We start from the raw sequence: 23,178 nt of genomic DNA on the forward strand, positions 1-23,178 counted from the left end.
AGAGGGGCGGGTCAGGGTTGTGGGGGGTGACCCTTAGGGGATGGGGGCTGGTGTCGGGGGTGGGGAGAGGCGGGTTCGTACGAGGAGCGCGGCGCCCGCGACGGCGGCCGGCATGGCGATGACGGCCACGAAGGGCACCAGGAAGAGCAGGAACACCGCCACCCCGAACCCCAGCGAGCTGGCCTTGTTCGCGCGCAGAAGCCGGAAGCGGTCCTTGCGGGCGAAGCCGCGGCGTTCGAGGGCCAGGGTGGTGAGTTCGACTGTCAGGAAAAATCCGGAAACGGCCGCGCCCAGGACCGGGGCGACCGTCTGGCCCACCACCGGCACGAACCCCAGGAAGAACAGCGGGATCGTGAACATCAGCACGTACATGAGCGTCACCAGGCTGTCCCGGATCGAGCGCGGCAACGTCCGCCACCACGGCTGCTCATGCTCCTCCACCAGCGGATCCACCGCCGCCGACAACTTCTCGTAGAACGGCTCCCCGATCACCAGCGTGATGGCCGCGAAGGTGATCACGGCCAGCGCCAGCCCCGCGACGAACAGCACGATGCCCACCAGTGTCCGGAAGGTCTCCCGCCAGCTCCACGAGTCCGCGAACGGCGTCAGGAACTCGGCCAGCTCCGTGGCGTTGGTGCCGAGGTAGATCAGCGCCGCCACGTACACGGAGAAGGCGATCAGCGCCGGGATCAACCCGAACAGCCACCACCGCGTGTTCTTGGCGACCCAGCCGAACCCCTGGAAGAAGAAGCCGACACCGGAGGTGAAGTCGCGCACTGATCGCATGCCCGGCAGGCTAGCGCCAGAACGACGTGATCGCGTAGCCGAGGTCGGCGAACAGCTCGCGGACCAGCGGCAGCGAGATGCCCAGCACGTTGCCGTGGTCGCCCTCGATGCCCTCCATGAACCACCCGCCGCGCCCCTCGATGCTGAACGCGCCGGCCAGGCTGAGCGGCTCCTCGGTGGCGACGTAGGCGGCGATCTCCTCGTCGGACGGCTGGCCGAAGCGTACGACGGTGGTGGCGACCTCGGCCGCCTGCCGGCCCGCGGCCACGTCGATCACGCAGTGGCCCGTGACCAGGCGGCCGGTGCGGCCCCGCATGAGCCGCCAGCGCGCGGCGGCCTCCTCGTTGGTGGCGGGCTTGCCGTAGGGGCGGCCGTCAAGCTCCAGGATCGAGTCGCAGCCGATGACCAGCCCCTCGTCGAGCCCGCTCGCGACCGCCTCGGCCTTGGCCTTGGCCAGCACCAGGCTGAGCGCGGCGGGAGAGTAGGCGGAGAACGCGTCCTCGTCGACGCCGCTGACGATCACCTTGGGGTCGAGACCCGCGCTGCGCAGGAGGGCCAGTCGGGTGGAGGAGGCTGAGGCCAGAACGATCACCGGCTTAGCCTACCGTTCACCAGTCGGGGTTCGACGTCCCCGGTGCCACCTCCCGCTCCTGCTGGACGCGCTCGCCCGCGGGGGTGTACGGCCCGCCCTGCTGCGGTACGGCGCCACCGAAGATGCTCCCCAGCAACCCCCCGAGCAGCTCCCCCAGCCCGCCGGGCACCGCCGACTGCTCCCGGTCGAGGGTGTCGGCCACGGCGCCCGCGTCCATGTCGCCGCGCGTGGCCCGGGCGGCGAGCAGCGACATGATCATGGGGGCGATCAGGGGCAGCAGCTTCATGATGGTCGCGGTGTCGACCCCGGCGAGCTGGGAGAGCCCGGCCGCGGCCTGCTCGGTGCCCTGCCCGCCGAGCACGTGACCGAGGATGCTGTGCCCGTCGCGGGTCAGCGAGGCCACGTCGCCGTTGAACGGGTCGGCGTCCAGATGGTCGTCGAGCGCCCCGCGCAGGGCGTCGGCGCCGTCAGGGTGCTCGGCGTTGCGGGCCATGCCGCCGACGATGGTGCCCGACACGGCCTCGACGACCTTGCGGGCCGTGAGGGTGTCCGTGCCGAGCATCCCGGCGATCTGTTCCAGTCCTGAGTCTCCGAGCCCGGCGAGCAGCTCGTCATTCAGTGTCACGACTAGTCCCCCGATCGTTGTACGCGGGAGACGTTCCCCTGCCGGGCTCCAGCCAACGTCCGGCCTGCCCTAATTCTCGGAAAAGCCCTCCGATGACGCACCGGAGAGTGCCGGCTGACCGTTGGAGGAGCGGGCGAGCCCGGCCGCCATGTAGGCGCTGGCCTCGTCGAGCGTCTCGTGCTCCAGCAGGGCCTCCACGATGGCGTCCAGCTTGTCGCGGTTGTCGCTGAGGATCCGGAGCGCTCGCTCGTAGCACTCGTCCACGATCCGCCGCGCCTCCTCGTCGACCATGGCGAGCGTGACGGGCGAGGCCTGCGGCGGCTGGCCGTCGTTGGGCAGGATGGTCAGCGGGCCGACCTTCTCCGACATGCCCCACCGGCCGACCATGCCACGGGCGATCATGGTGACCTGTTCGAGGTCGTTCTCGGCACCGGTGGTGATGACGCCGTAGACGACCTGCTCGGCCGCCATACCGCCGAGGGCGCCGGTGATGCGCCCGCGCAGATACTGCTCGTCGTAGGCGTAGCGGTCGGAGTCGGGGGTGGACAGCGTGACGCCGAGCGCCCGTCCGCGCGGGATGATCGAGATCTTCCTGACCGGGTCGGCGCCCGGCTGGAGCATGCCGAGCAGCGCGTGGCCGGCCTCGTGGAAGGCGGTCCTGGTGCGCTCCTCCTCCGGCATCACGATGCTGCGCGCCGCGCCGAGCTGCAGCTTCTCCAGCGCGTCGGCGAAGTCGGCCATCGCGACCTTGTCCTTGCCGCGCTTGGCGGCGAGCAGGGCGGCCTCGTTGACCAGGTTGGCCAGGTCGGCGCCGGTCATGCCGGGGGTGGTCTTGGCGAGCGAGTCGAGGCTGACCTCGCCGTCCATCGGCACGCCGCGCGTGTGCACGCCCAGGATCGCGGTGCGTCCTGCCGCGTCGGGCAGGCCCACCTGCACCGTACGGTCGAAGCGCCCGGGCCGCAGCAGCGCGGGGTCGAGGACCTCGGGACGGTTCGTGGCCCCGATGACGATCACGCCCTCGGCGCCGGAGAAGCCGTCCATCTCGGTGAGGATCTGGTTGAGCGTCTGCTCGCGCTCGTCGTGCCCGCCGAGGCCGCCGGCACCGCCGCGAGCCCGCCCGATGGCGTCGATCTCGTCGATGAACACGATCGACGGCGCCACCTTGCGCGCCTCCTCGAACAGGTCGCGTACGCGCGAGGCGCCCACGCCGACGATCATCTCGATGAACTCGGAGGCGCTGGCCGAGAAGTAGGGCACCTTGGCCTCGCCCGCGACCGCCCTGGCCAGCAGCGTCTTGCCGGTGCCGGGAGGACCGGCGAGCAGCACGCCCTTGGGCAGCTTGGCGCCCAGCCTGCGATATTTATCGGGGTCCTTGAGGTAGTCGACGATCTCGACGAGCTCGTTCTCGACCTCGTCGATGCCCGCCACGTCCTCGAACGTGACCCGCACCTGCCCGGCCTCGACCGGTTTGGCGGCCTTGGACTTGCCGAGCCCGCCCAGGCCACCGCCCATCATGCTGGCGCCGCGGCGCATGATCCAGATCCACAGGCCGGCCAGCAGCAGCACGGGCAGCAGCGACAGCAGTAGGTTGGAGAAGAAGCCCCGGGTGATGGGCTGGGAGGTGATCTCCACCTGGCCGGAGGCGAGCTGCTGGTCGAGCTGGTCGGTGTTGGCGAAGGCCGGGATCTCGGTCGCGAACTTGCTGTAGGACTCTTCGCTCTCGGGGTTGGTCGCGGCCTTCCTCAGGTCGCCTTCGACCGACAGGCCCTGGGCGTAGATGTCCTTGACGTTCTTGGCGTTCACCTGCTTGGTGAACTCGGTGTACGAGATCGTCTCGACCGATCCGCTGTCGACGAACGACGACACGACGAAGAAGCCCGCGTACACGACGAGCAGGGTGACGACGAACCGCCACCAGTTGATCTTGGGCCGGCCGCCAGGTGTTCCGGGCAGACCTTCCGAGCGCCAGGGCGGCTTGCCCTTGCCTTTGCTTCCAGAGGCCTGTGGCGGTCCAGAGCGTTCCACGGCGTCACTCCCCCACATCGCCGCAATACATGATCTTTCTAGCCTAGAACACGCACCCCTGAGGCCACGCGTGCGATATCGCGCCACTGTTTGCGCTGCGAGTCAGGCACTGACACGAACGCCAATCCGGGCTTGCTCATTCCCCCGTCCATCACCACGACGGCCGCGCGGGACGTGCGCTTGCCGTAGGTGACGCGGTAGACGAGCATCCAGCCGCGTTCGACCGGCTGGGAGGCCAGCCATTTGATGCGGGAGCCCTTGGGGTGGTGGTTGAGCGTCCAGCGGGCGGCCAGCAGCGCCGTGTTCCGGGCGGATTTCTGCTCCAGGATGGGCAGCGGGCAGGTGACGAACACGCCCCGCAGGCCGGTGCCGCGCTGCTTGGGGAGCACCTGCTTGGTGGTGAACGGCGCCGGCCCGTACGCCTTCCACGGCCGCGGCAACCGGGGCACGGCCAGCCCGGTACGCCCGTCCTTGATCACCCGCTTGCCCGGGGAGGCCAGGCTCATGCGCTTGACGGCGCGGGTCAGCCTGGGGACGCGCGGGTCGGCGTACAGGGCCTCCATGGCCGTGTAACCAGGGGCGAGCGACGACGTGGGAGAAGGCGTCGGGGAGAAAGACCCGGAGAACGACGGGGACGACGATGGGGAAGGTGCGGGGCCGGACGAGGGCGGCGGGGCCGGCGGCGCGGCTACCGGCCCCGCCACCACCTCGTCCGGCTCCGACGGGAGCGCCACGGCCAGCGTCACGGCGATCGCCACGACGGCGGCGACCACGGCCAGCCCCCGATACACCACCCGCATCCGGATATCTCCGATGCGGGAGCGTTTGGGCGGAGAAACAGGGATCCCGGGCCTGGGCGCGGTTCTCACTCGGGAACCCTTGATCTCTTCTTCCCCATCGAGCACGACGGGAGCGTACGACATATCCCGCCATTGCGCTCATGAAGCGACCGAAGTGCAATCATGGCAACGTGGAACAGGTTGAGCTGCGATTCGACCACGCCTCGCAAGCGTCTCAAACGCACACGAACCTCTCAGCGATCCGGCAGAGCGCCACCGGCCTTTGGGTCGCCGGCGACGAGACCGCGTCGTTCGAGCACCTCACGTGGACGGGCGACCATTACGGAGCCCAGCGCACGTACCAACTCGCCGACTACGTCAACCTCCCCGCGGGGCCCGAGGACGAAGCCGACATCGAGGGGATGGCCCGGGCCAACGGCCACCTCTGGCTGGTCGGCTCGCACAGCCTCAAGCGCCGGCGGGCCAAGGCCAAGGATCCCGACAAGGCCGCCGACCGCCTGGCCACGGTGATCAGGGAGGAGAACCGCTACATCCTGGTACGCCTCCCGCTCGACGACGCCGGAGATCCCGGCCCCGGGCTGATCATGTCGGGCGGCAACAGCCTGACCACGCACCTGAGCGACGACCGGCACCTGGCGCCGTTCCTGGCGCTGCCGGGCAAGGACAACGGGCTGGACGTCGAGGGCATCGCCGTCACCTCGGATCGTGTCTACATCGGCCTGCGCGGCCCGGTGCTGCGCGGCTGGGCGGTGGTGCTGGAGCTGTGCCCGGAGGAGGGCGGCAAGGGCCGGCTGCGGCTCAGGGAGCCGTACCGCAAGCACTTCCTCTACCTGCGCGGGCTCGGCGTGCGCGACCTGTGCCCCGACGGCGACTCGCTGCTGATCCTGGCCGGGCCGACCATGGACCTCGACGGCCCGGTACGCGTCCTGCGCTGGCGCCCGGGCAACAAGAAGCGCGTCGTGCCGGAGGACGAGCTGGAGGTCGTGCTCGACCTGCCCTACGGCGTCGGCTGCGACCACCCGGAAGGGCTGGTACGGCTGGCGGACGGCAGGCTCATGGTCGTGTACGACAGCCCGTCACCCGCCCGGATCACCCCGGCGGGCGGCGTGCTGGCCGACGTGTTCACGATCTAGCGACGCGCCCCCGCAACCAGGGGGCGTCCGCGACGAAGGTGCACGAACCCGGCTCGATCTCGGTGAACCCCGCGTCGCGCACCACGGGTAGCCCGGCGGCCACCATGGCGTCGAACTCGCCTCGCGCGGTGGCCGTGCGCACGGACACCGCCAGGCTGCGCTCCGCCCAGGCCGCCCGCTCGCCCGGGTCACTGGCCCACCAGGCGAGCTGGGCGGCGTGCCCGGCCTGGGCCATGGCCTTGCCCGCCGACATCTCCAGCGACGGGTTGGCCCACAGGACCGGTGGTTCGGCGGCCGGCGGCTCGGCCGTGTCGGTCAGCTCGGTGCCGCCCACCTGCAGCCGCGCCAGGTCACGGGGCCAGCCGTCGAGGGGCACGGGCGGGTGCACGCGCACCTCGGCCGTACGGTGCTCGACCGTGCGGCCGGGCAGCGCGACGGCCCTGCGCCACTCGGCGCCCCTGGCCCGGCGGACGACCTTGCGGATCCGGCCGGTGGACTGCCACGCGTGCAGCTCCTCGGCCCAGTCGCCCGGGTCGGCGAGCAGGCCGAGCACGGCCATGGCGGCGGCCTCCATCGCGTCCGTGCGCTCGGGAGGCGCCGCCTTCTCGATCCTGACGACCAGCGGCAGGACGTAAAGTTCGGAGTCGTTCATCGCCTTCTAGCATGCCCGATGGCCAGGGACATGCCGGCGGCGACGAGGCAGAGGGCGCCGGCGGCGTACCAGGCGAGGTCGTAGGCGCCCAGGTGGTCGCGGGTGAGGCCGGCGCCGACGGCGGCGATCGCGGCCCCGACCTGGTGCGAGCCGAACACCCAGCCGAACACCACGGCGCCGTCGGCCCCGTAGATCCGCCGGCACAGCGCCACCGTGGGCGGCACGGTGGCCACCCAGTCCAGGCCGTAGAAGATGATGAAGATCAGCATGCTGGGCTCGGTCGTGGCCGCGAACAGGCTGGGCAGCACCATCAGCGACAGCCCGCGCAGCCCGTAATAGACGCCGAGCAGCACCTTCGGGTCGATCTTGTCGCTGAGCCAGCCGGAGGCGATCGTGCCCGCGATGTCGAAGATCCCGATGACCGCCAGCAGCCCGGCGGCGACGGGCGCGGCCATGCCGTGGTCGTGCGCGGCGGGGATGAAGTGGGTGCCGACCAGGCCGTTCGTGCTGGCCCCGCAGATCGCGAAGCCGCCCGCGAGCAGCCAGAACGGCCGGGTCCGCGCCGCCATGACGAGCACGCCGATGGCTCTGACCGCCGCGTTGGCCTTGCTGGGCTCCGTACGCACCGCGCCCGGCTCCGCGCCGAGTGCCGTCGTGCCCACGTCCTCGGGGTGGTCGCGCAGCAGCCACCACACGAACGGCACCACGGCCAGCGCCGCCGCGGCCACGGTCAGCGAGGCGAAGCGCCACCCGGGCCCCTCGGCGAGCTGGGCCAGCACGGGCAGGAAGACGAGCTGCCCGGTCGCGCCGCCCGCGGTGAGCACGCCGGTGACCAGCCCGCGGTGCCGGACGAACCAGCGGTCCACCACGGTCGCGGCGAACACCAGCGCCATCGAGCCCGTCCCGAGCCCGACCAGCACGCCCCAGAACAGCAGGAGCTGCCAGCTCGCCGTCATCAGCACGGTGAGCCCGCTGCCCACGGCGATCAGCAGCAGGGCGAGGGCGACCACGCGGCGCATGCCGAAGCGGTCCATGAGGGCGGCGGCGAAGGGAGCAGTGAGACCGTAGAGCACCAGGTTGATCGAGACGGCCAGCGAGATCGTGCCGGCCGACCAGCCGAACTCCTCCCGCAGCGGGGTGATCAGCACGCCGGGGGTGGCGCGGAAGCCCGCGGCGCCGAGGATCGCGACGAAGGCGACGGCCGCGACGAACCAGGCGCGATGCAGCCTGCGGCGGGCGGGGGCGGTGGTGCTCACTGTCATGCGCCAATCCTGGTTCATCCCTTACCCGCTCACGAGTGGCCGGATAGCCAATATGTGAAAGAATCAGGCCATGCCCCATCGCATCGCCGTCGTGGTGGCCGACCATTTCGCCCCGCTCGACCTCGGGGTGCCCGGCCAGGTGTTCTGGGCAGCCAGGACGTCGTCGGGCGAGCACCTCTACGAGGTCGTGACCTGCTCGGAAGGGCGCCGTCCCGTGCGCTGCTCGGCCGGCTACAGCGTGCTGCCCGACCACGACCTCAACGTGCTCGACACGGCCGACACGGTGCTGGTGCCCGGCGTCCACGGCGGCCGGGTGATGAAGGACGGCACGATCTCCGCCACCCTGGCCGGGGCCCTGCGGGGCAGGCCACGCACGATGTCGATCTGCACGGGCGCGTTCATCCTGGCCGCGGCGGGGCTGCTCGACGGCCGCCGGGCCACCACGCACTGGACCGAGTCGGCGCGCTTCGCCCGGCTGTTCCCGCAGGTCGAGCTGGATCCGGACGTGCTGTTCGTGGACGACGGCGACGTGCTCACCTCGGCCGGGGTGGCGGCGGGCATGGACCTGTGCCTGCACGTGATCAGGCGCGACCACGGCAGCGAGGTGGCCAACCGGGCGGCGCGGCGCTGCGTGATGCCGCCGTGGCGGGAGGGCGGCCAGGCCCAGTTCATCGAGCGGCCCCTCCCGTACGGGAACGGCGGCGGCACCGCGGCCACCCGCGACTGGATGCTCGCCCACCTGCACGCCCCGCTCGACCTGAACGCGCTGGCCGAGCACGCCAGGATGAGCGTGCGCACGTTCACCAGGCGCTTCAGGGAGGAAACGGGCGTGAGCCCGGCCAAGTGGCTGACCGGGCAGCGGGTGCGGCACGCCCGGCACCTGCTGGAGACGACCGATCTCGGTGTGGAGGAGGTGGCCAGGCGGGCGGGCTTCGCCACGGCGGTGTCGCTGCGCCAGCACCTGCACGCGGCCGTCGGGGTGCCGCCGCTGGCCTATCGCCAGACCTTCCGCCGCGTCTGATCAGCCATTCAGCGCATGACTTGCGGCATTGGTCCGATTCCCGCCTAGAATCCCCATCAAAGATCATCTAGGGAAGGGCGTCAGATGTCCGAGGCGGACCGCGTACCCGCCGGGGTCAACCCGAACGTGCCCAGCGTCGCCCGGATGTACGACTACTACCTCGGCGGCCGGGACAACTTCGCGGCGGATCGCGAGGCGGCCGAGAAGATGATCGAGATCGGCCGTCAGATGGGTAATGACGCGCGCCAGATCGCCCTGGCCAACCGCGGTTTCCTGGGCCGCGCGGTGCGCATGATCGCGGAGGCGGGCGTGCGCCAGTTCGTCGACATCGGCGCCGGGCTGCCCACGCAGGACAACGTGCACCAGGTGGCCAGGCGGCACGCCTCCGGCTCCCGCGTCGTCTACGTGGACAACGACCCGATCGTGCTCACCCACGCCCGCGCCCTGCTGGCCAGGGACCCGGACGTCATCGCGCTGGAGGGCGACGTCAGGGACCCCGGCGCGATCCTGGACGACCCCCGTCTCACCGGGCACCTCGACCTCACCCGGCCGTACGCGGTGCTGCTGGTGGCGGTGCTGCACTTCGTCTCCGACGACGAGGAGGCCGCCAGGATCGCCGCCCGCGTCCGGGAGCGGCTGCGCCCCGGCGGCTATTTGGTGCTCTCCCACCTGTACGCGGGCAACGCCACCGACGACGTGACCCACGCGAGCCAGAGGGTCTACGCGAGCACCGCCCCCGGCGGCCTGGCCAGGCGCGACCACGGCCAGGTCGCCGGCTACTTCGACGGTCTCGAACTGCTCGGCCCCGGCATCGTGCCGGTCTCGGACTGGACGCCGGACGCCTCCCCCGCCGACACGTACGACCTCGTCACCCCGGGCATCGTCGCCGGGGTCGGCCGCGCGTAGTCACACCAGGCTGTCACACCAGGCTCTCGGCGAACCACGTCTCCAGGGCCTCGTCCAGCGTCCTGTCCGGCGTGCCCGCCCAGGCCACGTAACCGTCGGGGCGCACGAGCACGGCCTCGGGCCCGTCGGAGGGCACCACGTCGACCCGCCCGTGCCGTACGCGCAGGCCGCCCGTCACGTCCAGCAGCACCGGACGGGCCCGCGCGGCGGCCGCGGCGGGCACCTCGGGCAGGAACCGCCCCGCCAGCGGATGCGACGGCCCGGGCACCGGGTAGGCCACGTCGGAGCCGGCCAGCAGGGCGGCGACGCGGCGGCGGGCGGGCGGATCGTTCAGCAGCTCGCCGAACACCTCCCGCAGCGCCGTGACCCCCTGCCCCGGCGCGGTCAGCGCGAGCTGGGCCTGGCTGTGCACGGCGACCCGCTCGGCGGCGGGCCTGCGCTCGGCGTCGTAGGTGTCCAGCAGCCCGGGCGGCGCCCAGCCGTGGACCTCGGCGGCCAGCTTCCAGGCCAGGTTGGCGGCGTCCTGGAGGCCCAGGTTGAGGCCGGGCGCGCCCATCGCCGAGTGCACGTGCGCGGCGTCGCCCGCCACGAACACCCGGCCGGCCCGGTAGCGGTCGGCGACCCGGGTGTCGCGGCCGTTCAGCCGCCTGAGCATGTGCGGGCCCGGCCCGGCGGGGGCGGCCAGCGGCAGGCCGGCGCCGAGCACGCGGGCCAGGCTCTCGCGCAGCTCCCCGACGGTCATCGGCACGTCGTCGCCGGGCGCGTCCGCGTCCCACTCCATCGCGCTGACCGTCAGCACCTCGGCCCCGGCCGGCAGCATCGCGTACGCGCCCCGCTCGGTCCTGTGCCAGGCGTAGAGCCCGAACGTGCCCACCCCCGGCACCTCCATCTCGGCCCGCTCGGGCCGCAGCACGGCCCCCGGCACGGTCACGTGGGCGGCGCGGCTCACCACGTCGGCCGCGTGCACGCCGGGGAAACCGATGCCGGCGAGCTTCCTGACCGTGCTGTGCGCGCCGTCGCATCCCACCAGATAGCGGGCACGCAGCTCATAAGGCCCGTCAGGCCCTGCCAGCTTCAGGGTGACGCCCTCGGAGTCCTGGGTGAAGCCGCGCAGCTCGTGCCCGCGCCTGATCTCCACGCCCAGCTCGGCCGCCCGCCGCTCGAACAGCTCCTCCAGCTCGGGCTGCCTGATGCCCATCCCGTGCAGCGGGTTGTCGTCGAGCCCCGACAGGTCCAGCGGCATCGCGCCGAACATGAACGCCGGCATGGGCGCCTCCGCCTCGGCCAGGCCGCGCCCGCGCAGCAGCCGGACGACCTGGCCGACGATGCCGTTGGCCTTGGGCTGGTCGCTGCGCCGCGGCAGGCGCTCGATGACGAGGGGCCTGACCCCGGCCAGGCTGAGCTCACAGGCCAGCATCAGCCCGTTGGGGCCGCCACCGGCGATGACGATGTCCATGGTGTCCATGGGATCTCCTCAGGGAGTCGGCAGTCCCGCGGCGAGCGCGCGCAGGGAGTCGCGCAGCAGCGGCACCAGCGGGATCGGTGGCTCGGAGCGCAGCCAGTGGCCGACGGCGGCCTGGACGGCGGCGGTCACCGTGACGGCGACCAGGGTGGGGTAGAGATCGCGGGCGGGGTCGGTGCCGGTGCGCTCGGCCACGGCCGTGGCCAGCTCGCCGTCGGCCGCGAACACCACCTTCAGCGACTCGGCCCGCAGCATGGGCTCGTCGGCCAGCATGCGGATGCTCGCCAGCAGCTCGGGCGGCGGCGCCGCGTCGGTGGTGCCCGCATGGCGGGCCCATGGCTCGACCATGGCCTCGGTCATGGCCTCCCAGAAGGGCTCGCCCGCGGGCCGGGCGCGCAGCGCGGCCACCGACCGGCGGACGCGGTCGGTGTGGCGGGCGGTGATGGCCTCGTACTTGCTCGCGAAGTAGTTGTTGAACGTCCGTGGCGAGACCCCGGCCTCGGCCGCGATGTCCTCGACCCGGACGTTCTCCAGCCCTCGCTCGTGGGCCAGCCGGAGTGCGGCCGTCATCAGGGCCTCACGCGTGGCCAGCTTCTTCCGCTCTCTCAGCCCGCTCATGGCACGAGAGTCGCAGAATTTTGCCGAATCCGCAAGTTTTCCGACTCCGCAATTTTCGCCCGCGACGAGGCATTAGATTGAGGCAATGTCCTTGGCCTTGGAATTCGTCAGCACGGTGCGGGCCGATCGGTCCGGGCCGGTCGACACGCTGGCCGACGTGGACGGCCTGACGAGCTGGGCCCGCGCGCACGCGGCCGGGCCGGGCTTCACCGCCTCGGAGGAGGCGCGGCAGGAGACGGTGCGGCTGCGCCAGGCCGTCCGCGCGCTGTTCGCCAGGGCCGTGGCCCCGGAGCCGCCGAGCCGGGCCGATCTGCCTGACCTGCCCCCGTTCAAGGAGGCGCTGGCCCTGGTCAACGCCACCGCGCTGGCGGCGCCCACGGCCCCGCAACTGTCCTGGGACGACAAGCCGGTCCTCGTCATCGCGCCCGCCGCCGAGACGGACGAGCCGACCCGGCTGCGCGCCCGGCTCGCCACGGCGGCCGTGGAGTTCCTCGCGGGGCCCGAGGTGGCCCTGTTGCGCACCTGCCCGGCGCCGCGCTGCGTGCTCTATTTCGTGAAGGAACACCCACGTCAGGAGTGGTGCTCGACGGCCTGCGGCAACCGCGCCCGAGCCGCCAGGCACTACCGGGAGCACAAGAAATAGCCGACTTCTAACGCCAGAGACGCTGATTTGCCGTTATAGTCCTTCTAACGGCAAATCAGCTATTCATGCGTTAGAGGAGTGTTGGATGTCCTTTCAGACCGGGCACGTCGGGCTCAACGTCACCGATCTCGACGCCTCCAAGGCGTTCTACGAGCGCGTTTTCGGGTTCTCGGTGGCGGGCGAGTCGAAGGAGGACGGGCGGCGCTACGCGTTTCTGGCGCAGGACGGCACGCTGGTGCTGACGCTGTGGCAGCAGAGCGAGGGCCGGTTCGGCGCCGGGCTGCCGGGGCTGCACCACCTGTCGTTCCAGGTGGTGGATCTGGCGGCGGTGCGGCGGGCCGAGGCGGTGATCAGGGAGCTGGGCGCGACGCTGCACCACGACGGCGTCGTCCCGCATGGCGAGGGCGCCTCGTCGGGCGGCGTGTTCTTCGAGGACCCCGACGGCATCCGGCTGGAGATCTTCGCCCCCGACGGCGCCGGCGATCGTGGCGCGCCCACCTCGGGCGCGCCGACCTGCGGATTCTTCTAATGAGACGGCACCCGGGCGAGGTCGCCGTGCAGCGCAGGCTGGGTGTCCGGCAGGAGGATCACGGCAGCTCCCGCACCCGGCCGGAGATCCCGGAGGTGGCGGCCGCGTTCCTGCGCGCCCAGCGGCTGATCGTCACGGGCGCGGCCGACGATCTCGGGCGCGTCTGGGCGGGCGCGCTGACCGGCCCGGCGGGCTTCGCCGCCCCTGAGGACGACCGCACGATCGTGCTGCACGCCCTGCCCGCCGCCGGCGACCCCCTGCACGGGCTGTTCACGCGGGAGCGCGACCTCGGGCTGCTGGCCATCGAGGCGCACACGCGGCGCAGGATGCGCGTCAACGGCACCGCCGTACAGGCCGGTGACTCGCTGGTGGTCTGGACGGAGCAGGTCTACGCGAACTGCCCGAAGTACATCCAGACCCGCGAGCCCACCTCCGCCGCCGGCCCGCCCGCCGGCCTCGGGCGCGGCACCGAGCTGACGGAGCGGCACCGTGACTGGATCGGCGCGGCGGACACGTTCTTCATCGCCACGCGCGCGGAAGGGCACGGGGCCGACGTGTCCCACCGGGGCGGCAACCCGGGATTCGTCCGGGTCACCGGGCCGCGCACGCTGGAGTTCGCCGACTATCCGGGCAACGCGATGTACATGACGCTGGGCAACCTGGAGCTCGACCCTGCCGCCGGGCTGCTCTTCGCGGACTGGGAGCGCGGTGAGACGCTGCAGCTCACCGGCCGGGCCAGGGTGGAGTGGGGCGATCCGCGGGTGGTGCGGTTCGAGCTGGACGAGTGTGTCCACCTGTCGGGCACCGTGCCCGCCGGGTGGACCGCCCCCGGCTACCACCGGTTCAATCCGCCCGTGTGACGGCCACGCGCTTCTCGAACCAGTGGTGGGCGTAGGGCTCGTCGTTGAAGGCCGCCACCTCCTGGTAGCCGGCCTGGCGGTAGAGGGCGATGGCCTCGGCGAGCGCCCGGTTGGTCTCCAGCCGCAGCGTACGGACTCCGCGCCCGGCGGCCCGCGCCTCGACCTCGGCGAGCAGCCGGCGACCCAGCCCCAGCCCCCGGACGGACGGATCCACCCACATCCGCTTGATCTCCGCGAGCACGGACCCGGGGCGCGACTTCAGCGCCACGCACCCCACCGGCTCGGCGTGCAGCATGGCGACCAGCAGGAGCCCGACCGGGGGCCGCAGATCCTGGTCGTCGAGCGGCGTGCTGCGCGCCGGGTCGAAGCCGCTCTCGAAGCGGCGGGCCAGCTCGGCGGCGTAGGCCTGCAGGCAGTGCCGCGCGGCGGGGTGGTGCGGGTCGAGCGCGTCGATGTCCACCATGGACACGAGGAGCAGCCGCTCGACCTCGGACATGGCCGCCACCAGGCGGTCGCGCTGGGCCTCCGACAGCGGTTGGAGGATCGACGTGGCCGCCTCGTCGGACCGCCGGTCGAGCTCGGCGTGCTCGGCGAGCCCCGCCGGGGTGAGCCGGGCCGTGCGGACCCGACCGTCGGTGCCGCCGCAGTCGACGACGACCAGCCCGTCGGCCTCCAGGCAGCGCAGCAGCCTGCTCATGTAGCCGGAGTCGAGTTCGAGCCGGGCCCGCAGGGCGCGCACCTCGCTGCCGCCCGTTCCTATCTCCCAGAGCACCCGCGACTGCCCGAGGGGCCGGTCCCTGGCCAGGAACCTGTCGTTGAGCACCCCGATCCGCTGGGTCACGGTGCGCTGGAAACGCCGCACGTGCCCGATCGCCGTACCGTCCATTATCTGACCCTAGTCAGGTAACGGACGGTACGGAAGCCCCTAATCACATCAACGGGTCCGCGACCGGGACCGTGCTGTAGTCCTCGCCCATGATCGGGCGGATGTCCTCCCAGTGCACCCAGCGCGCGCTCCCCTCGCGCGCCGGCCAGAGCAGGTATCCCCACCGGGCGCCACGGGCGTCGTCGCCCCAGGCCAGCAGGTAGCGTGCCGCCCCGTCGGGTATCGCGGGAGCGTGCTCCACGATCGGCGGCCTCCAGAGCTCGGGCAGTTCCTCAGGCTTGAGATCCATCTCTCCATTATACGAACAAAAGTTCGATTTTGGTCTGTAACCTGCAAGATCGCGGGATCTTGTGGATGCTCCTGTTGTATCGTGCTGCCCGTCGATACGTCGTGGTCAACACGGGGGCCGCGGTCGCCGCCACTCCAGCCGTCGATCGACGAATCAGGGCCGGCCCGAGAGCCGCGCGAGCGAGCCCGGCCGGCCGATCCACGATGGGAGCACTGTGCCAGGAAGATCTTCTCTGCTCGCCACCGCCTTCATGGCGATGGCGACGCTGTTAACCGCATCCCCCGCCGTCGCGGCGGGCCCCACCGACCGGGCGACGCCGACCCCGGCGGCCTCGACGACCGCGAAGGCCGTGGCGACGCCGTCCGCGAGCCCGACTCCGTCGCCGTCGCCGACCCCGGCGACGACCGCCGGGAAGAGCACCATCACCTGGGCACCCTGTACGGAGGAGCCCGAGGCGGAGTGCGGCAAGCTGGCGGTGCCCATCGACTGGTCGCGCCCGAAGGGGCAGACCATCGACCTGGCCCTCGCCCGCCGCAAGGCCACCGACCCCAAGGCCCGCGTCGGCTCCCTGGTGATCAACCCGGGCGGCCCCGGCGGGTCCGGCGTGGAGGCCGCCTACGGCGCCCCCGGCTTCTTCACCGAGGAGCTGCAGAAGCGGTTCGACATCGTCGGCTTCGACCCCCGGGGCGTGGGCCGCAGTCACCCGGTGATCTGCTCGGCGTCGGTGTTCAACCAGATTCCGCCCGCCGTCATGAAGAGCCAGGCCGACTTCGTCAAGTGGACGGCCTACGCCAAGAAGCTGCGCGCCGACTGCCGGGCCCGCACCGGCCCGCTGTACGACCACGTCGACTCGGTCAACGTCGCGCGCGACCTCGACGCCCTGCGCGCCGCGCTGGGCGAGGAGAAGCTCACCTTCTACGGCATCTCGTACGGCACCCTGATCGGCCAGATGTACGCCGAGCTGTTCCCGAACAAGATCCGGGCCATGGCCCTGGACAGCAACATGGACCACAGCCTCGGCGTCAAGGCGTTCCTCGACACCGAGGCCGCCGCCGTCGAGGACGCCTTCGACCAGTTCGTCGGCTGGTGCGACCAGGAGGCCGCCTGCGCCCTGCACGGCAAGGACGTCCGCGCGGTCTGGGAGCGGATCCTGGCCAAGGCGCGCGACGGCAAGCTGTACTACCCGGGCGTCACGGACCGCCCCATGACCGAGATCCAGGTCCTGTGGCAGGGCGTGCTGGGCAACGAGGGCCCCGCCTGGCAGCTCCTGAGCGAGATGCTGCGCGCCCTGGACGGCGGCGACCCGCCATCGTGGGTGCCGCCGCTGCCCGGCCGTCAGCCCGTGTCGGGTGAGGTGGCCCAGTTGCCCACAGCGATCCTCTGCCAGGACTACAAGCTGCGGGTGCGCAACTACAAGGAGTACGCGGCCCTGCTGCGCAGCTCGAAGCGTCAGGCCCCGGACATGCGCTTCAACCCGATGCCCATGGAGGACCTGCCCGTCTGCCTCAACCACCCCACCACCAACCCGCAACACCGGCTGCGCTACACGGGCAACACCCCGATCCTGCTGGGCAACTCGCTGCACGACCCGTCCACCCCGTACTCCTGGTCGGCGAGCGTGGCCAGGCAGCTCGGCTCCAAGGCGCGCCTCATCACCTACGAGGGCTGGGGCCACCGCATCTACGGCAAGGACGAGTGCAGCACCGTGCCGATCGACAACTACCTGATCTCGCTGACGCTGCCTCCGCACGGCTTCCGCTGTGAGGTGGGCGGCCGAGTCGAGACCATGCTCAAGAAGCAGAAGCAGCAGCGTGAGCTGTGGCCGACGGACAAGCTCCCGTGGAGCGCCCCGTTCCTGGCCTCCGCCCGCACGTCCGGCTGAGTTCCGACCCGCTCCGGCCGTGCCGTCATCCAGACGGCACGGCCGGACGGCCATGTCCGGGCAGACGAAAACGGCGGCGCCCGGAAGGGCACCGCCGTAGTGATCGGGGTGGAGCTATGGGGATTCGAACCCCAGACCTCCTCCATGCCATGGAGGCGCGCTACCAACTGCGCCATAGCCCCTTGTTGCGTGCACAAGTCTAGCGGACTCCGGCACCACCGACGCACACGTATTTGACGGCGGTGGCGCGCAGGGCGCCACCGCCGCCGCGAGGTCAGCCCACCGACGACGCCTTGGTGATGAGGGAGGCCAGCTCGGTGACCATGGGGTCCTCCGAGTCGGCCGCCAGCCGGGTGACGTGTTCGCCGATCTCGGGCAGGTCGAGGCCGAACGCCTTCCGGTCCCGCATGTACAGCGCGAACGCGGCCACCGCCACGTCCACCTGCAGCCTGACCGGGGCCTCCTTCCACAGGGACTCGGCCAGCTGGCCGGAGGTCAGCGACTCGCTCGTCTCGGAGGCGGTCCTGGTGTCGGGGTCCTGCCAGCGCACGGTGGCCTGGGCGAGCTGGCCGGTGGCGCCGGGCTTGAGCTTGAGCGCGTACAGGGCGGTGACGGAGTGGCCGGGCCCGATCTCGCCGCCGTCCTTGCCGTCGTCGCGGAACTCCTCGGTGGTCAGGGCGCGGTTCTCGTAGCCGACGAGCTGGTAGCTCTCCACGACGGACGGGTTGAAGACGACCTGAGCCTTGGCGTCGCGGGCGCGGAGTTCGATGGTGGCGGGGAGCTGAGTGGTGAAGATCTTGGTGGCCTCTTCCTCGGTGCTGACGTACACGGCCATGCCGTCGCCGTTGTCGGCGAGCTGCTCCATCAGCTCGTCGCCGTAATCGCGGCCGACGCCGACCGTGAGCAGGGTGACCTGCCTGCCCGCATATTCCTTGGCCTGGGCCAGGATGGCCTGCCACTCGGTGTTGCCCTGGTTGGCCAGGCCGTCGGAGAGCAGGATGACCCGGTTGGTGGCGGCCGGGCGGAACGCCTTGGACGCCTGCTCGTAGCCGGTGACGAGCCCGGCCTCCAGGTTGGTGCCGCCGTCGATCGTGAGCTGGTTCACCGCGTCCATCAGCTCGCCCCTGGCGGTCAGCGGGGTCATCGAGGCGAGCACCTCGGCCTCGTCGCTGAAGGCCACGATGGAGACCTGGTCGCCGGGCGCGAGCTGGTCGAGCAGCTTCAGCAGGGCCGTCTTGACCAGGTCGAGGCGGCCGGGCTCGGCCATCGAGCCGGACACGTCGACCACGAACGTGAGGTTGGCGGGCCGCCGCGCGGACGCCTCGGACGCGCGGGTCTGCAGGCCGACGCGCATGACGGCCTCGTCGCGCGAGGGCATGCGGGCGCCGTCCACGTGCACGGCGAACCCGTCGTCGGACGGCTGCGCGTAGTCCTGCCGGAACGCGTTCACCCACTCTTCCGGGCGGATCTCGGCCGGCGCGGGCCAGCGGCCCTCCTGGAGGGTACGGCGGGCGTAGCCGTACGAGGCCGTGTCCACGTCCAGGGCGAACGTGGAGATCTGGGCCGTCGTCGTGTCCTTCTCGCTCTTGCTCTCGTCTTGGGCCTCGCTGGTCTGCTGAGGCGCTTGCTCAGGGCGCTGCTGCGTGCTGCTGTGCGCGGGCGCAGCCGCCCGGTCACCGCTCGTGGCGCTGGGGCCACCGCCGCAGGCGGCGAGTGCGAGAAGGGCGGTAAGCCCGACACCGACCACCAAAGGACGAAATTTCATTTCCAACCACCTCCGAGTCGTACGACGGAAGTGGCCCCCCGATGGCCGGGCCGGTGACGCAAGCGAGCACAAACCGCGATCGACACGTGATCAACCGTGACCATTGGCGCACGTGAGGCGGATGAGCGTTGCCGCTCAGGTCCTCAGAAGAGGTCGATCCGTTATCGAATGCCGATCACGGCTTCCATGCCGGATCCCGTCCGATGAGCCCGAGGAACCGGTCGAGCGACGAAGCGTCGTCGGGCACCGCCACCTCGTCGCCGAACGCCCCGCGAGCCCGGCCGGTCGGCGCCATCTGCGCCGAGAACGCCCGCAGCGCGGCCGCCGTCTCCTCCTCGACCTCGTAGTGCCTGCCCGTCGCCCGGGCCAGATCCCAGCCGTGGGCGACCAGGTCGGTCAGCGCCATGCGCGCGAGCACGGTCTTCGGCAGGCCGCCCATGGCCTCGCTGACGCCCTCCCACGTCTCCGGGCGCTCCCAGACGGCGAGCATGCGCTCGGCCCGCTCGGGGAAGTCGCCGGTGTAGTCCTTCGGCGGCAGGAACCCGCCGCCGCTCCCGACCGATTCGAACAGGGAGATGGCCCACTCCATATGGTTGATCAGGCCCTTGACGTCGTATTCGGAGCACGGCGTGGGGAGCCCCAGCTCGTCGTCGCTGACGCCCTTGACCAGCGCGGACGTGCGGTCAGCGGCCCCACGGAGCATCGCCAGGGTCTCGTTCATGTTCTCTTCCATGGGTACAGCCTGCCAGGGCCGCGTTCTCCACGTGTATTCGAACGGCGAGAAGCACCGCGTTCGCCGCCGTGAACGCCGACGCGGTCAGCCAGGCGGAGTGCACGAGCGGCAGCGCGATCCCCTCCGCGACGACGGCCACGTAGTTCGGATGCCGCAGCCACCGGTACGGCCCCCGCCTCACCAGCGGCAGCCCCGGCACCACGACGACCCGCGTGTTCCACTGCCGGCCCAGCGTGCCGACGCACCACCAGCGCAGCCCCTGGGCCAGGACGACGGCGGCGAGCATGGGCCAGCCGAGCGCGGGGACGAAGGGGCGGCCGAGCAGCCAAACCTCGGCGGGCGCCGCGATCAGCAGCGCCGTGTGGGCCACGACGATGAAGGGGTAGTGGCGGGCGCCGTACTCGACGCCGCCGGCGGACCTGGCCCAGGCCAGGTTGCGGCGGGCGACCGCCAGCTCGGCCAGCCGTTCGAGGACGACCAGGCCGATCAGGAGCGTGTAGGCGATCACCAGTGCAGCAGGAGGAGCTCGGCGGAGAAGCCCGGGCCCAGGGCCATGAGCAGCGCGGGGGCGCCGGGCTGACCGCGCGTCTCCTGCAGGACGTGCAGGACCGAGACCGACGACAGGTTGCCGTACTCGCTCAGCGAGCGCCGGGTCACCTCCAGGGCCCTGGGCTCCAGGCCGAGCGTCTCCACGATCTTTTCGATCACCTTCGGGCCGCCGGGGTGGCAGATCCAGGTGGCGACCTGCTCGGGGGTCAGGCCGTAGTCCGCCAGGAACGCCTTGATGTCGGCGCCCAGCACCTGCTCCACGAAGCCGGTCAGGTCCGCGTCCAGCACGATGCGGAAGCCGTGGTCGCCCACCTCCCAGCCCATGAGGTGCTCGGTGCCGGGGTAGAGCCGGCTGCGGGTGGCGACGACCTCGGGGCCGGGGCCGCGGCCGGTGGCGACGACGGCCGCCGCGCCGTCGCCGAACAGGCCGCTGGCCACCAGGTTGGCGATCGAGGTGTCGTCGCGCTGGATCGTCAGCGAGCACAGCTCCACGCAGACCAGCGCCGCGACGTGGTGCGGCCAGCCGCGCAGGTAGTCGTGCAGCCGCGCGAGCCCGGCCGCGCCGGCCGCGCAGCCCAGGCCGAACACCGGCACCCGTTTCACGTCGGGACGCAGGCCCATCCGCTGCGCCAGCCGGGCGTCGAGCGAGGGCGTGGCCAGGCCCGTGGTCGAGCAGAACAGCAGGTGGTCGATCTTCTCCGGGCGCACGTCGGCCTTCTGGAGCGCGCCGCGCAGTGCCCGTTCGCCGAGGTCGAGGGCGACTTCGGCGTACATGGTGTTCGCCCTGGCGAAGGAGTCGAGTTTGGTGTAGTCGGCCAGCGGGAGCGCGAGATTGCGCCCTTTCACGCCGGTGGCCGTGTGGAAGCGTTCGAGCTGGTCCTGATCGCAGTCGGTCAGCCGGGAGAACGCCTCGGTGATCTCCGCCTGTTCGTAGCGGTGATCAGCCAAAACGGTCTGCACTCCCGAAATATGCATACTGCTCTCCTGCCGCTGAGAGGCTCCGGCTAACATGCGGGCATGCTGCTCCCACTCCCGGCCAGGCGGCACGGAGTGGCCGTGCTGGCTTTCGAGGGCATGGCGCCGTTCGAACTCGGCTGTGTCGTGGAGTTCTTCGGCCTGCCCCGCCCCGAGCTGGACGTCCCCTGGTACGACCTGCGGGTGTGCGCGGAGACGCTGGAGCCGCTCCGGGTGGTCGGCGGGTTCACCCTGCAGGCGGCCCACGGGCTGGACGTGCTGGCCGGCTCCGACACGGTGATCGTGCCCGGGGTCGCCGACGTGCGCGGCCCGGTCTCCGGCGCGCTGGTCTCGGCCCTGCGCGCGGCGCACGCGCGCGGGGCGCGAATGGTGTCGATCTGTTCCGGGGCGTTCGCGCTGGCGGCCGCCGGGCTGCTCGACGGGCGCGAGGTGACCACCCACTGGAAGTACGCCGACCTGCTCCAGGAGCGCTTCCCCGCCGTCCGGGTCAACCCCTCGGTCCTGTACGTGGACGGCGGCGACGTGCTGACCAGCGCGGGCAGCGCCGCCGGGCTCGACCTGCTGGTCCACCTCGTCCGCAGCGACCACGGCCCCAACGTGGCCAACGCGGTGGCCCGCCGCCTGGTCATCCCGCCTCACCGGGAGGGCGGGCAGGCCCAGTTCATCCAGGCCGCGGTCACGCCGGTCGAGGACGACGACGCGGTGGCCAGGGCGATGGCGTGGGCCCTGGAGCACCTGGCGGAGCCGCTGTCCGTGGCCGATCTGGCCGGGGTGGCGCACATGTCGGAGCGCTCGTTCATCCGGCACTTCAAGCGGCAGACCGGGACGAGCCCGCTGCGGTGGGTGATCTCGCAGCGGGTGGCCGCCAGCCTGGCGATGCTGGAGTCGACGGCGGCCCCGGTGGAGGAGATCGGGGCGTCGGTGGGCTTCGAGAGCCCGGTGACCTTCCGGCACCACTTCACCCGCGCCATGCGCACCTCGCCTTCGGCCTACCGCAAGGCGTTCAGCGCCTGAGGCGCCACCACGAAGGCGGCCCGGCCTGAGCCGGCCCGATCAGCCCGGCCTGAGCCGCCACAGTGAGGTCACCTCGGCGGCGCGGGCCGCGTGCAGGGGGTCGGCCGGGTCGCCCGGCCGCTGGTGGCGGGGCGCGATGTCCAGGCGGGCCGCCACCCGCAGCCCCGCGCGCTCGAACGCCGCGAGCAGCTCGGCCCGGGTGCGCAGCCCGAGGTGCTCGGCCAGGTCCGACAGGATGAGCCAGCCCTCCCCCGCCGGTTCGAGATGCCCGGCGAGCCCGTCGATGAACCCCCGCAACATCCGCCCGCCCGGATCGTAGACGGCGTGGTCGAGGGGGGTGACGGGCTTGGCGGGCAGCCACGGCGGGTTGCAGACGACCAGCGGCGCGCGCCCCGGCGGGAACAGGTCGGCCCGCACGACCTCCACCCGGCCGGCAAGCCCCAGGCGGGCGAGGTTGTCGCCGGCGCAGTCGACCGCCCGCCGGTCGAGGTCGGTGGCCACCACGTGCCGCACGCCGCGCCTGGCCAGCACGGCCGCCAGCACGCCCGTGCCGGTGCCGATGTCGAAGGCCAGCCGGTCGCCGGGCAGCGGCGCCTCGGCCACCAGATCCACGTATTCGCCCCGGATCGGGGAGAACACGCCGTGGTGCGGATGGATGCGTTCGCCGAGCGCCGGCACGGGCACGCCCTTGACGCGCCATTCGTGCGCGCCGATCACGCCGAGCAGCTCCCCGAGCCGGCCGACCGCGGGCGGGGCCGTGCGGCCGTACACCTCGGTGCACGCCTCCCGCACGTCCGGCGCCCTGCGCAGCGCCACCACGTGCCCGTCCGCGTACGGAATGAGCACCATGCCCAGCGTGTGCGCCCGCTGGGACCGGGCCTGGCGATGGCGGTGGAAGCCGCTGCCGGGGGCGGCCGGCGCGCACCGGCGGCCCATGGCGTCGAGCACCTGGCGGGCCTGGTGGAAGTCACCCCGCCACAGCAGCGCCGTGCCCTCGCAGGCCAGCCGGTAGGCGACGGCGGCCCGCATCCGGTCGTCGGCGACCATGACGCGCTCCGGCGGCGGCGCGCCCAGCGCCGAGCGCCAGATCGCCGACCGCTCCCGCCCCGCTTCCGTCCACCGGATCATCGCCACCCGAAGGTTTCACGGTCCACGCCGCCCGGCCACCCTC

At 72.0% G+C, this 23,178-nt stretch carries 24 protein-coding genes and 1 tRNA gene; 8 read left to right on the forward strand and 17 right to left on the reverse strand.

Going from position 1 to position 23,178, the window contains the following annotated elements; translation table 11 throughout:
• Positions 1–33: 33 nt before the first annotated feature.
• The 5 genes from C4V41_RS53635 to C4V41_RS53655 form a co-directional block, all read right to left on the reverse strand.
• A complete protein-coding gene (locus C4V41_RS53635) occupies positions 34–786 on the reverse strand; it encodes an EI24 domain-containing protein (protein WP_200824879.1) in 753 nt (250 codons plus the stop codon).
• 10 nt (positions 787–796) lie between these two features.
• Complete coding sequence (locus C4V41_RS53640; RefSeq protein ID WP_103963811.1) at positions 797–1,378, reverse strand: Maf family protein; 582 nt, start codon at positions 1,376–1,378, stop codon at positions 797–799.
• 16 nt (positions 1,379–1,394) lie between these two features.
• Positions 1,395–2,003, reverse strand: coding sequence for a DUF937 domain-containing protein (locus C4V41_RS53645; protein ID WP_160150710.1), 609 nt, complete (start codon positions 2,001–2,003; stop codon positions 1,395–1,397).
• Positions 2,004–2,072: 69 nt separating this feature from the next.
• The gene (gene ftsH, locus C4V41_RS53650; RefSeq protein WP_103963900.1) at positions 2,073–4,028 is read right to left on the reverse strand and encodes an ATP-dependent zinc metalloprotease FtsH; all 1,956 of its coding nucleotides are present in this window, start codon (positions 4,026–4,028) and stop codon (positions 2,073–2,075) included.
• 38 nt (positions 4,029–4,066) lie between these two features.
• Positions 4,067–4,828: a hypothetical protein gene (locus C4V41_RS53655; RefSeq protein ID WP_160150711.1), complete on the reverse strand. Its 762-nt coding sequence runs from the start codon at positions 4,826–4,828 to the stop codon at positions 4,067–4,069.
• 170 nt (positions 4,829–4,998) lie between these two features.
• Here C4V41_RS53655 and C4V41_RS53665 point away from each other — a divergent pair, with 170 nt between their 5' ends.
• Positions 4,999–5,961, forward strand: a complete 963-nt coding sequence (locus tag C4V41_RS53665) for a DUF3616 domain-containing protein (protein ID WP_235030959.1) — start codon at positions 4,999–5,001, stop codon at positions 5,959–5,961.
• Here the strand turns inward: C4V41_RS53665 and C4V41_RS53670 are convergent.
• Entirely contained in the window at positions 5,951–6,613 is a 663-nt protein-coding gene (locus C4V41_RS53670) for a peptidyl-tRNA hydrolase (RefSeq protein WP_103963815.1), read from the reverse strand. The two genes, C4V41_RS53665 and C4V41_RS53670, sit on opposite strands and share 11 nt — an antisense overlap.
• Positions 6,610–7,875, reverse strand: a complete 1,266-nt coding sequence (locus C4V41_RS53675; protein WP_103963816.1) for an MFS transporter — start codon at positions 7,873–7,875, stop codon at positions 6,610–6,612. Before C4V41_RS53675 ends, C4V41_RS53670 begins: the two co-directional genes overlap by 4 nt.
• 70 nt (positions 7,876–7,945) lie before the next feature.
• On the opposite strand from C4V41_RS53675, the gene C4V41_RS53680 reads away from it, so the two are divergent.
• Both C4V41_RS53680 and C4V41_RS53685 read left to right on the forward strand, forming a co-directional pair.
• Entirely contained in the window at positions 7,946–8,896 is a 951-nt protein-coding gene (locus tag C4V41_RS53680; RefSeq protein WP_103963817.1) for a GlxA family transcriptional regulator, read from the forward strand.
• 84 nt (positions 8,897–8,980) lie between these two features.
• Positions 8,981–9,802 carry an SAM-dependent methyltransferase gene (locus C4V41_RS53685; protein WP_103963818.1) on the forward strand — a complete coding sequence of 274 codons (822 nt, stop codon included), beginning with the start codon at positions 8,981–8,983 and terminating at the stop codon, positions 9,800–9,802.
• Between the two features lie 13 nt (positions 9,803–9,815).
• Here C4V41_RS53685 and C4V41_RS53690 read toward each other — a convergent pair whose 3' ends face one another.
• Complete coding sequence (locus C4V41_RS53690) at positions 9,816–11,267, reverse strand: FAD-dependent monooxygenase (protein WP_103963819.1); 1,452 nt, start codon at positions 11,265–11,267, stop codon at positions 9,816–9,818.
• Between the two features lie 9 nt (positions 11,268–11,276).
• Complete coding sequence (locus tag C4V41_RS53695) at positions 11,277–11,882, reverse strand: TetR/AcrR family transcriptional regulator (RefSeq protein ID WP_103963820.1); 606 nt, start codon at positions 11,880–11,882, stop codon at positions 11,277–11,279.
• Positions 11,883–11,967: 85 nt separating this feature from the next.
• Between C4V41_RS53695 and C4V41_RS53700 the strand changes: the two genes are divergently transcribed.
• The 3 genes from C4V41_RS53700 to C4V41_RS53710 all read left to right on the forward strand — a co-directional run bounded on the left by C4V41_RS53700 (position 11,968) and on the right by C4V41_RS53710 (position 13,914).
• Positions 11,968–12,525 (forward strand): CGNR zinc finger domain-containing protein, encoded by a 558-nt coding sequence (locus C4V41_RS53700; RefSeq protein ID WP_103963821.1) that lies wholly within the window; start codon positions 11,968–11,970, stop codon positions 12,523–12,525.
• Between the two features lie 85 nt (positions 12,526–12,610).
• Positions 12,611–13,054 carry a VOC family protein gene (locus C4V41_RS53705; protein ID WP_103963822.1) on the forward strand — a complete coding sequence of 148 codons (444 nt, stop codon included), beginning with the start codon at positions 12,611–12,613 and terminating at the stop codon, positions 13,052–13,054.
• The gene (locus tag C4V41_RS53710; RefSeq protein WP_200824881.1) at positions 13,054–13,914 is read left to right on the forward strand and encodes a pyridoxamine 5'-phosphate oxidase family protein; all 861 of its coding nucleotides are present in this window, start codon (positions 13,054–13,056) and stop codon (positions 13,912–13,914) included. Before C4V41_RS53705 ends, C4V41_RS53710 begins: the two co-directional genes overlap by 1 nt.
• Here the strand turns inward: C4V41_RS53710 and C4V41_RS53715 are convergent.
• A complete protein-coding gene (locus C4V41_RS53715; RefSeq protein ID WP_103963823.1) occupies positions 13,898–14,800 on the reverse strand; it encodes a bifunctional helix-turn-helix transcriptional regulator/GNAT family N-acetyltransferase in 903 nt (300 codons plus the stop codon). The genes C4V41_RS53710 and C4V41_RS53715 overlap by 17 nt on opposite strands.
• Positions 14,801–14,843: 43 nt before the next feature.
• Positions 14,844–15,089 carry a hypothetical protein gene (locus tag C4V41_RS53720; protein WP_103963824.1) on the reverse strand — a complete coding sequence of 82 codons (246 nt, stop codon included), beginning with the start codon at positions 15,087–15,089 and terminating at the stop codon, positions 14,844–14,846.
• 256 nt (positions 15,090–15,345) lie between these two features.
• On the opposite strand from C4V41_RS53720, the gene C4V41_RS53730 reads away from it, so the two are divergent.
• Positions 15,346–16,971 carry an alpha/beta fold hydrolase gene (locus C4V41_RS53730; RefSeq protein ID WP_146104169.1) on the forward strand — a complete coding sequence of 542 codons (1,626 nt, stop codon included), beginning with the start codon at positions 15,346–15,348 and terminating at the stop codon, positions 16,969–16,971.
• 109 nt (positions 16,972–17,080) lie between these two features.
• Here C4V41_RS53730 and C4V41_RS53735 read toward each other — a convergent pair.
• From C4V41_RS53735 to C4V41_RS53755, 5 genes are all read right to left on the reverse strand, one after another.
• Positions 17,081–17,153: transfer RNA gene (locus C4V41_RS53735), tRNA-Ala, on the reverse strand.
• 92 nt (positions 17,154–17,245) lie between these two features.
• On the reverse strand, positions 17,246–18,736 hold the full coding sequence (locus C4V41_RS53740) for a vWA domain-containing protein (protein ID WP_235030960.1): 1,491 nt from the start codon (positions 18,734–18,736) through the stop codon (positions 17,246–17,248).
• Positions 18,737–18,911: 175 nt separating this feature from the next.
• The gene (locus C4V41_RS53745) at positions 18,912–19,457 is read right to left on the reverse strand and encodes a TIGR03086 family metal-binding protein (protein WP_160150712.1); all 546 of its coding nucleotides are present in this window, start codon (positions 19,455–19,457) and stop codon (positions 18,912–18,914) included.
• The gene (locus tag C4V41_RS53750) at positions 19,420–19,977 is read right to left on the reverse strand and encodes an isoprenylcysteine carboxyl methyltransferase family protein (RefSeq protein WP_103963829.1); all 558 of its coding nucleotides are present in this window, start codon (positions 19,975–19,977) and stop codon (positions 19,420–19,422) included. The genes C4V41_RS53745 and C4V41_RS53750 overlap by 38 nt, the downstream gene beginning before the upstream one ends.
• Positions 19,974–21,029 (reverse strand): type III polyketide synthase, encoded by a 1,056-nt coding sequence (locus C4V41_RS53755; RefSeq protein WP_103963830.1) that lies wholly within the window; start codon positions 21,027–21,029, stop codon positions 19,974–19,976. The genes C4V41_RS53750 and C4V41_RS53755 overlap by 4 nt, the downstream gene beginning before the upstream one ends.
• Before the next feature lie 6 nt (positions 21,030–21,035).
• Here C4V41_RS53755 and C4V41_RS53760 point away from each other — a divergent pair, with 6 nt between their 5' ends.
• Positions 21,036–22,007: a helix-turn-helix domain-containing protein gene (locus tag C4V41_RS53760; RefSeq protein WP_103963831.1), complete on the forward strand. Its 972-nt coding sequence runs from the start codon at positions 21,036–21,038 to the stop codon at positions 22,005–22,007.
• A gap of 39 nt (positions 22,008–22,046) precedes the next feature.
• Here the strand turns inward: C4V41_RS53760 and C4V41_RS53765 are convergent, their stop codons facing one another.
• Complete coding sequence (locus tag C4V41_RS53765) at positions 22,047–23,135, reverse strand: methyltransferase (RefSeq protein WP_103963902.1); 1,089 nt, start codon at positions 23,133–23,135, stop codon at positions 22,047–22,049.
• Positions 23,136–23,178: the final 43 nt, after the last annotated feature.

Origin of the sequence: Nonomuraea solani, from assembly GCF_900108335.1 — a bacterium.
Lineage (GTDB): Bacteria > Actinomycetota > Actinomycetes > Streptosporangiales > Streptosporangiaceae > Nonomuraea > Nonomuraea solani.

What these genes read in the sequence shown, in the direction of transcription:
- C4V41_RS53635 (WP_200824879.1), bottom strand. Translation starts at nt 786, where the DNA reads ATGCGATCAGTGCGCGACTTCACCTCCGGTGTCGGCTTCTTCTTCCAG.
- C4V41_RS53655 (WP_160150711.1), bottom strand. Translation starts at nt 4,828, where the DNA reads ATGCGGGTGGTGTATCGGGGGCTGGCCGTGGTCGCCGCCGTCGTGGCG.
- C4V41_RS53670 (WP_103963815.1), bottom strand. Translation starts at nt 6,613, where the DNA reads ATGAACGACTCCGAACTTTACGTCCTGCCGCTGGTCGTCAGGATCGAG.
- C4V41_RS53675 (WP_103963816.1), bottom strand. Translation starts at nt 7,875, where the DNA reads ATGACAGTGAGCACCACCGCCCCCGCCCGCCGCAGGCTGCATCGCGCC.
- C4V41_RS53680 (WP_103963817.1), top strand. Translation starts at nt 7,946, where the DNA reads ATGCCCCATCGCATCGCCGTCGTGGTGGCCGACCATTTCGCCCCGCTC.
- C4V41_RS53685 (WP_103963818.1), top strand. Translation starts at nt 8,981, where the DNA reads ATGTCCGAGGCGGACCGCGTACCCGCCGGGGTCAACCCGAACGTGCCC.
- C4V41_RS53690 (WP_103963819.1), bottom strand. Translation starts at nt 11,267, where the DNA reads ATGGACACCATGGACATCGTCATCGCCGGTGGCGGCCCCAACGGGCTG.
- C4V41_RS53695 (WP_103963820.1), bottom strand. Translation starts at nt 11,882, where the DNA reads ATGAGCGGGCTGAGAGAGCGGAAGAAGCTGGCCACGCGTGAGGCCCTG.
- C4V41_RS53700 (WP_103963821.1), top strand. Translation starts at nt 11,968, where the DNA reads ATGTCCTTGGCCTTGGAATTCGTCAGCACGGTGCGGGCCGATCGGTCC.
- C4V41_RS53705 (WP_103963822.1), top strand. Translation starts at nt 12,611, where the DNA reads ATGTCCTTTCAGACCGGGCACGTCGGGCTCAACGTCACCGATCTCGAC.
- C4V41_RS53710 (WP_200824881.1), top strand. Translation starts at nt 13,054, where the DNA reads ATGAGACGGCACCCGGGCGAGGTCGCCGTGCAGCGCAGGCTGGGTGTC.
- C4V41_RS53715 (WP_103963823.1), bottom strand. Translation starts at nt 14,800, where the DNA reads ATGGACGGTACGGCGATCGGGCACGTGCGGCGTTTCCAGCGCACCGTG.
- C4V41_RS53720 (WP_103963824.1), bottom strand. Translation starts at nt 15,089, where the DNA reads ATGGATCTCAAGCCTGAGGAACTGCCCGAGCTCTGGAGGCCGCCGATC.
- C4V41_RS53730 (WP_146104169.1), top strand. Translation starts at nt 15,346, where the DNA reads ATGGCGACGCTGTTAACCGCATCCCCCGCCGTCGCGGCGGGCCCCACC.
- C4V41_RS53740 (WP_235030960.1), bottom strand. Translation starts at nt 18,736, where the DNA reads ATGAAATTTCGTCCTTTGGTGGTCGGTGTCGGGCTTACCGCCCTTCTC.
- C4V41_RS53745 (WP_160150712.1), bottom strand. Translation starts at nt 19,457, where the DNA reads ATGAACGAGACCCTGGCGATGCTCCGTGGGGCCGCTGACCGCACGTCC.
- C4V41_RS53755 (WP_103963830.1), bottom strand. Translation starts at nt 21,029, where the DNA reads ATGTTAGCCGGAGCCTCTCAGCGGCAGGAGAGCAGTATGCATATTTCG.
- C4V41_RS53760 (WP_103963831.1), top strand. Translation starts at nt 21,036, where the DNA reads ATGCTGCTCCCACTCCCGGCCAGGCGGCACGGAGTGGCCGTGCTGGCT.
- C4V41_RS53765 (WP_103963902.1), bottom strand. Translation starts at nt 23,135, where the DNA reads ATGATCCGGTGGACGGAAGCGGGGCGGGAGCGGTCGGCGATCTGGCGC.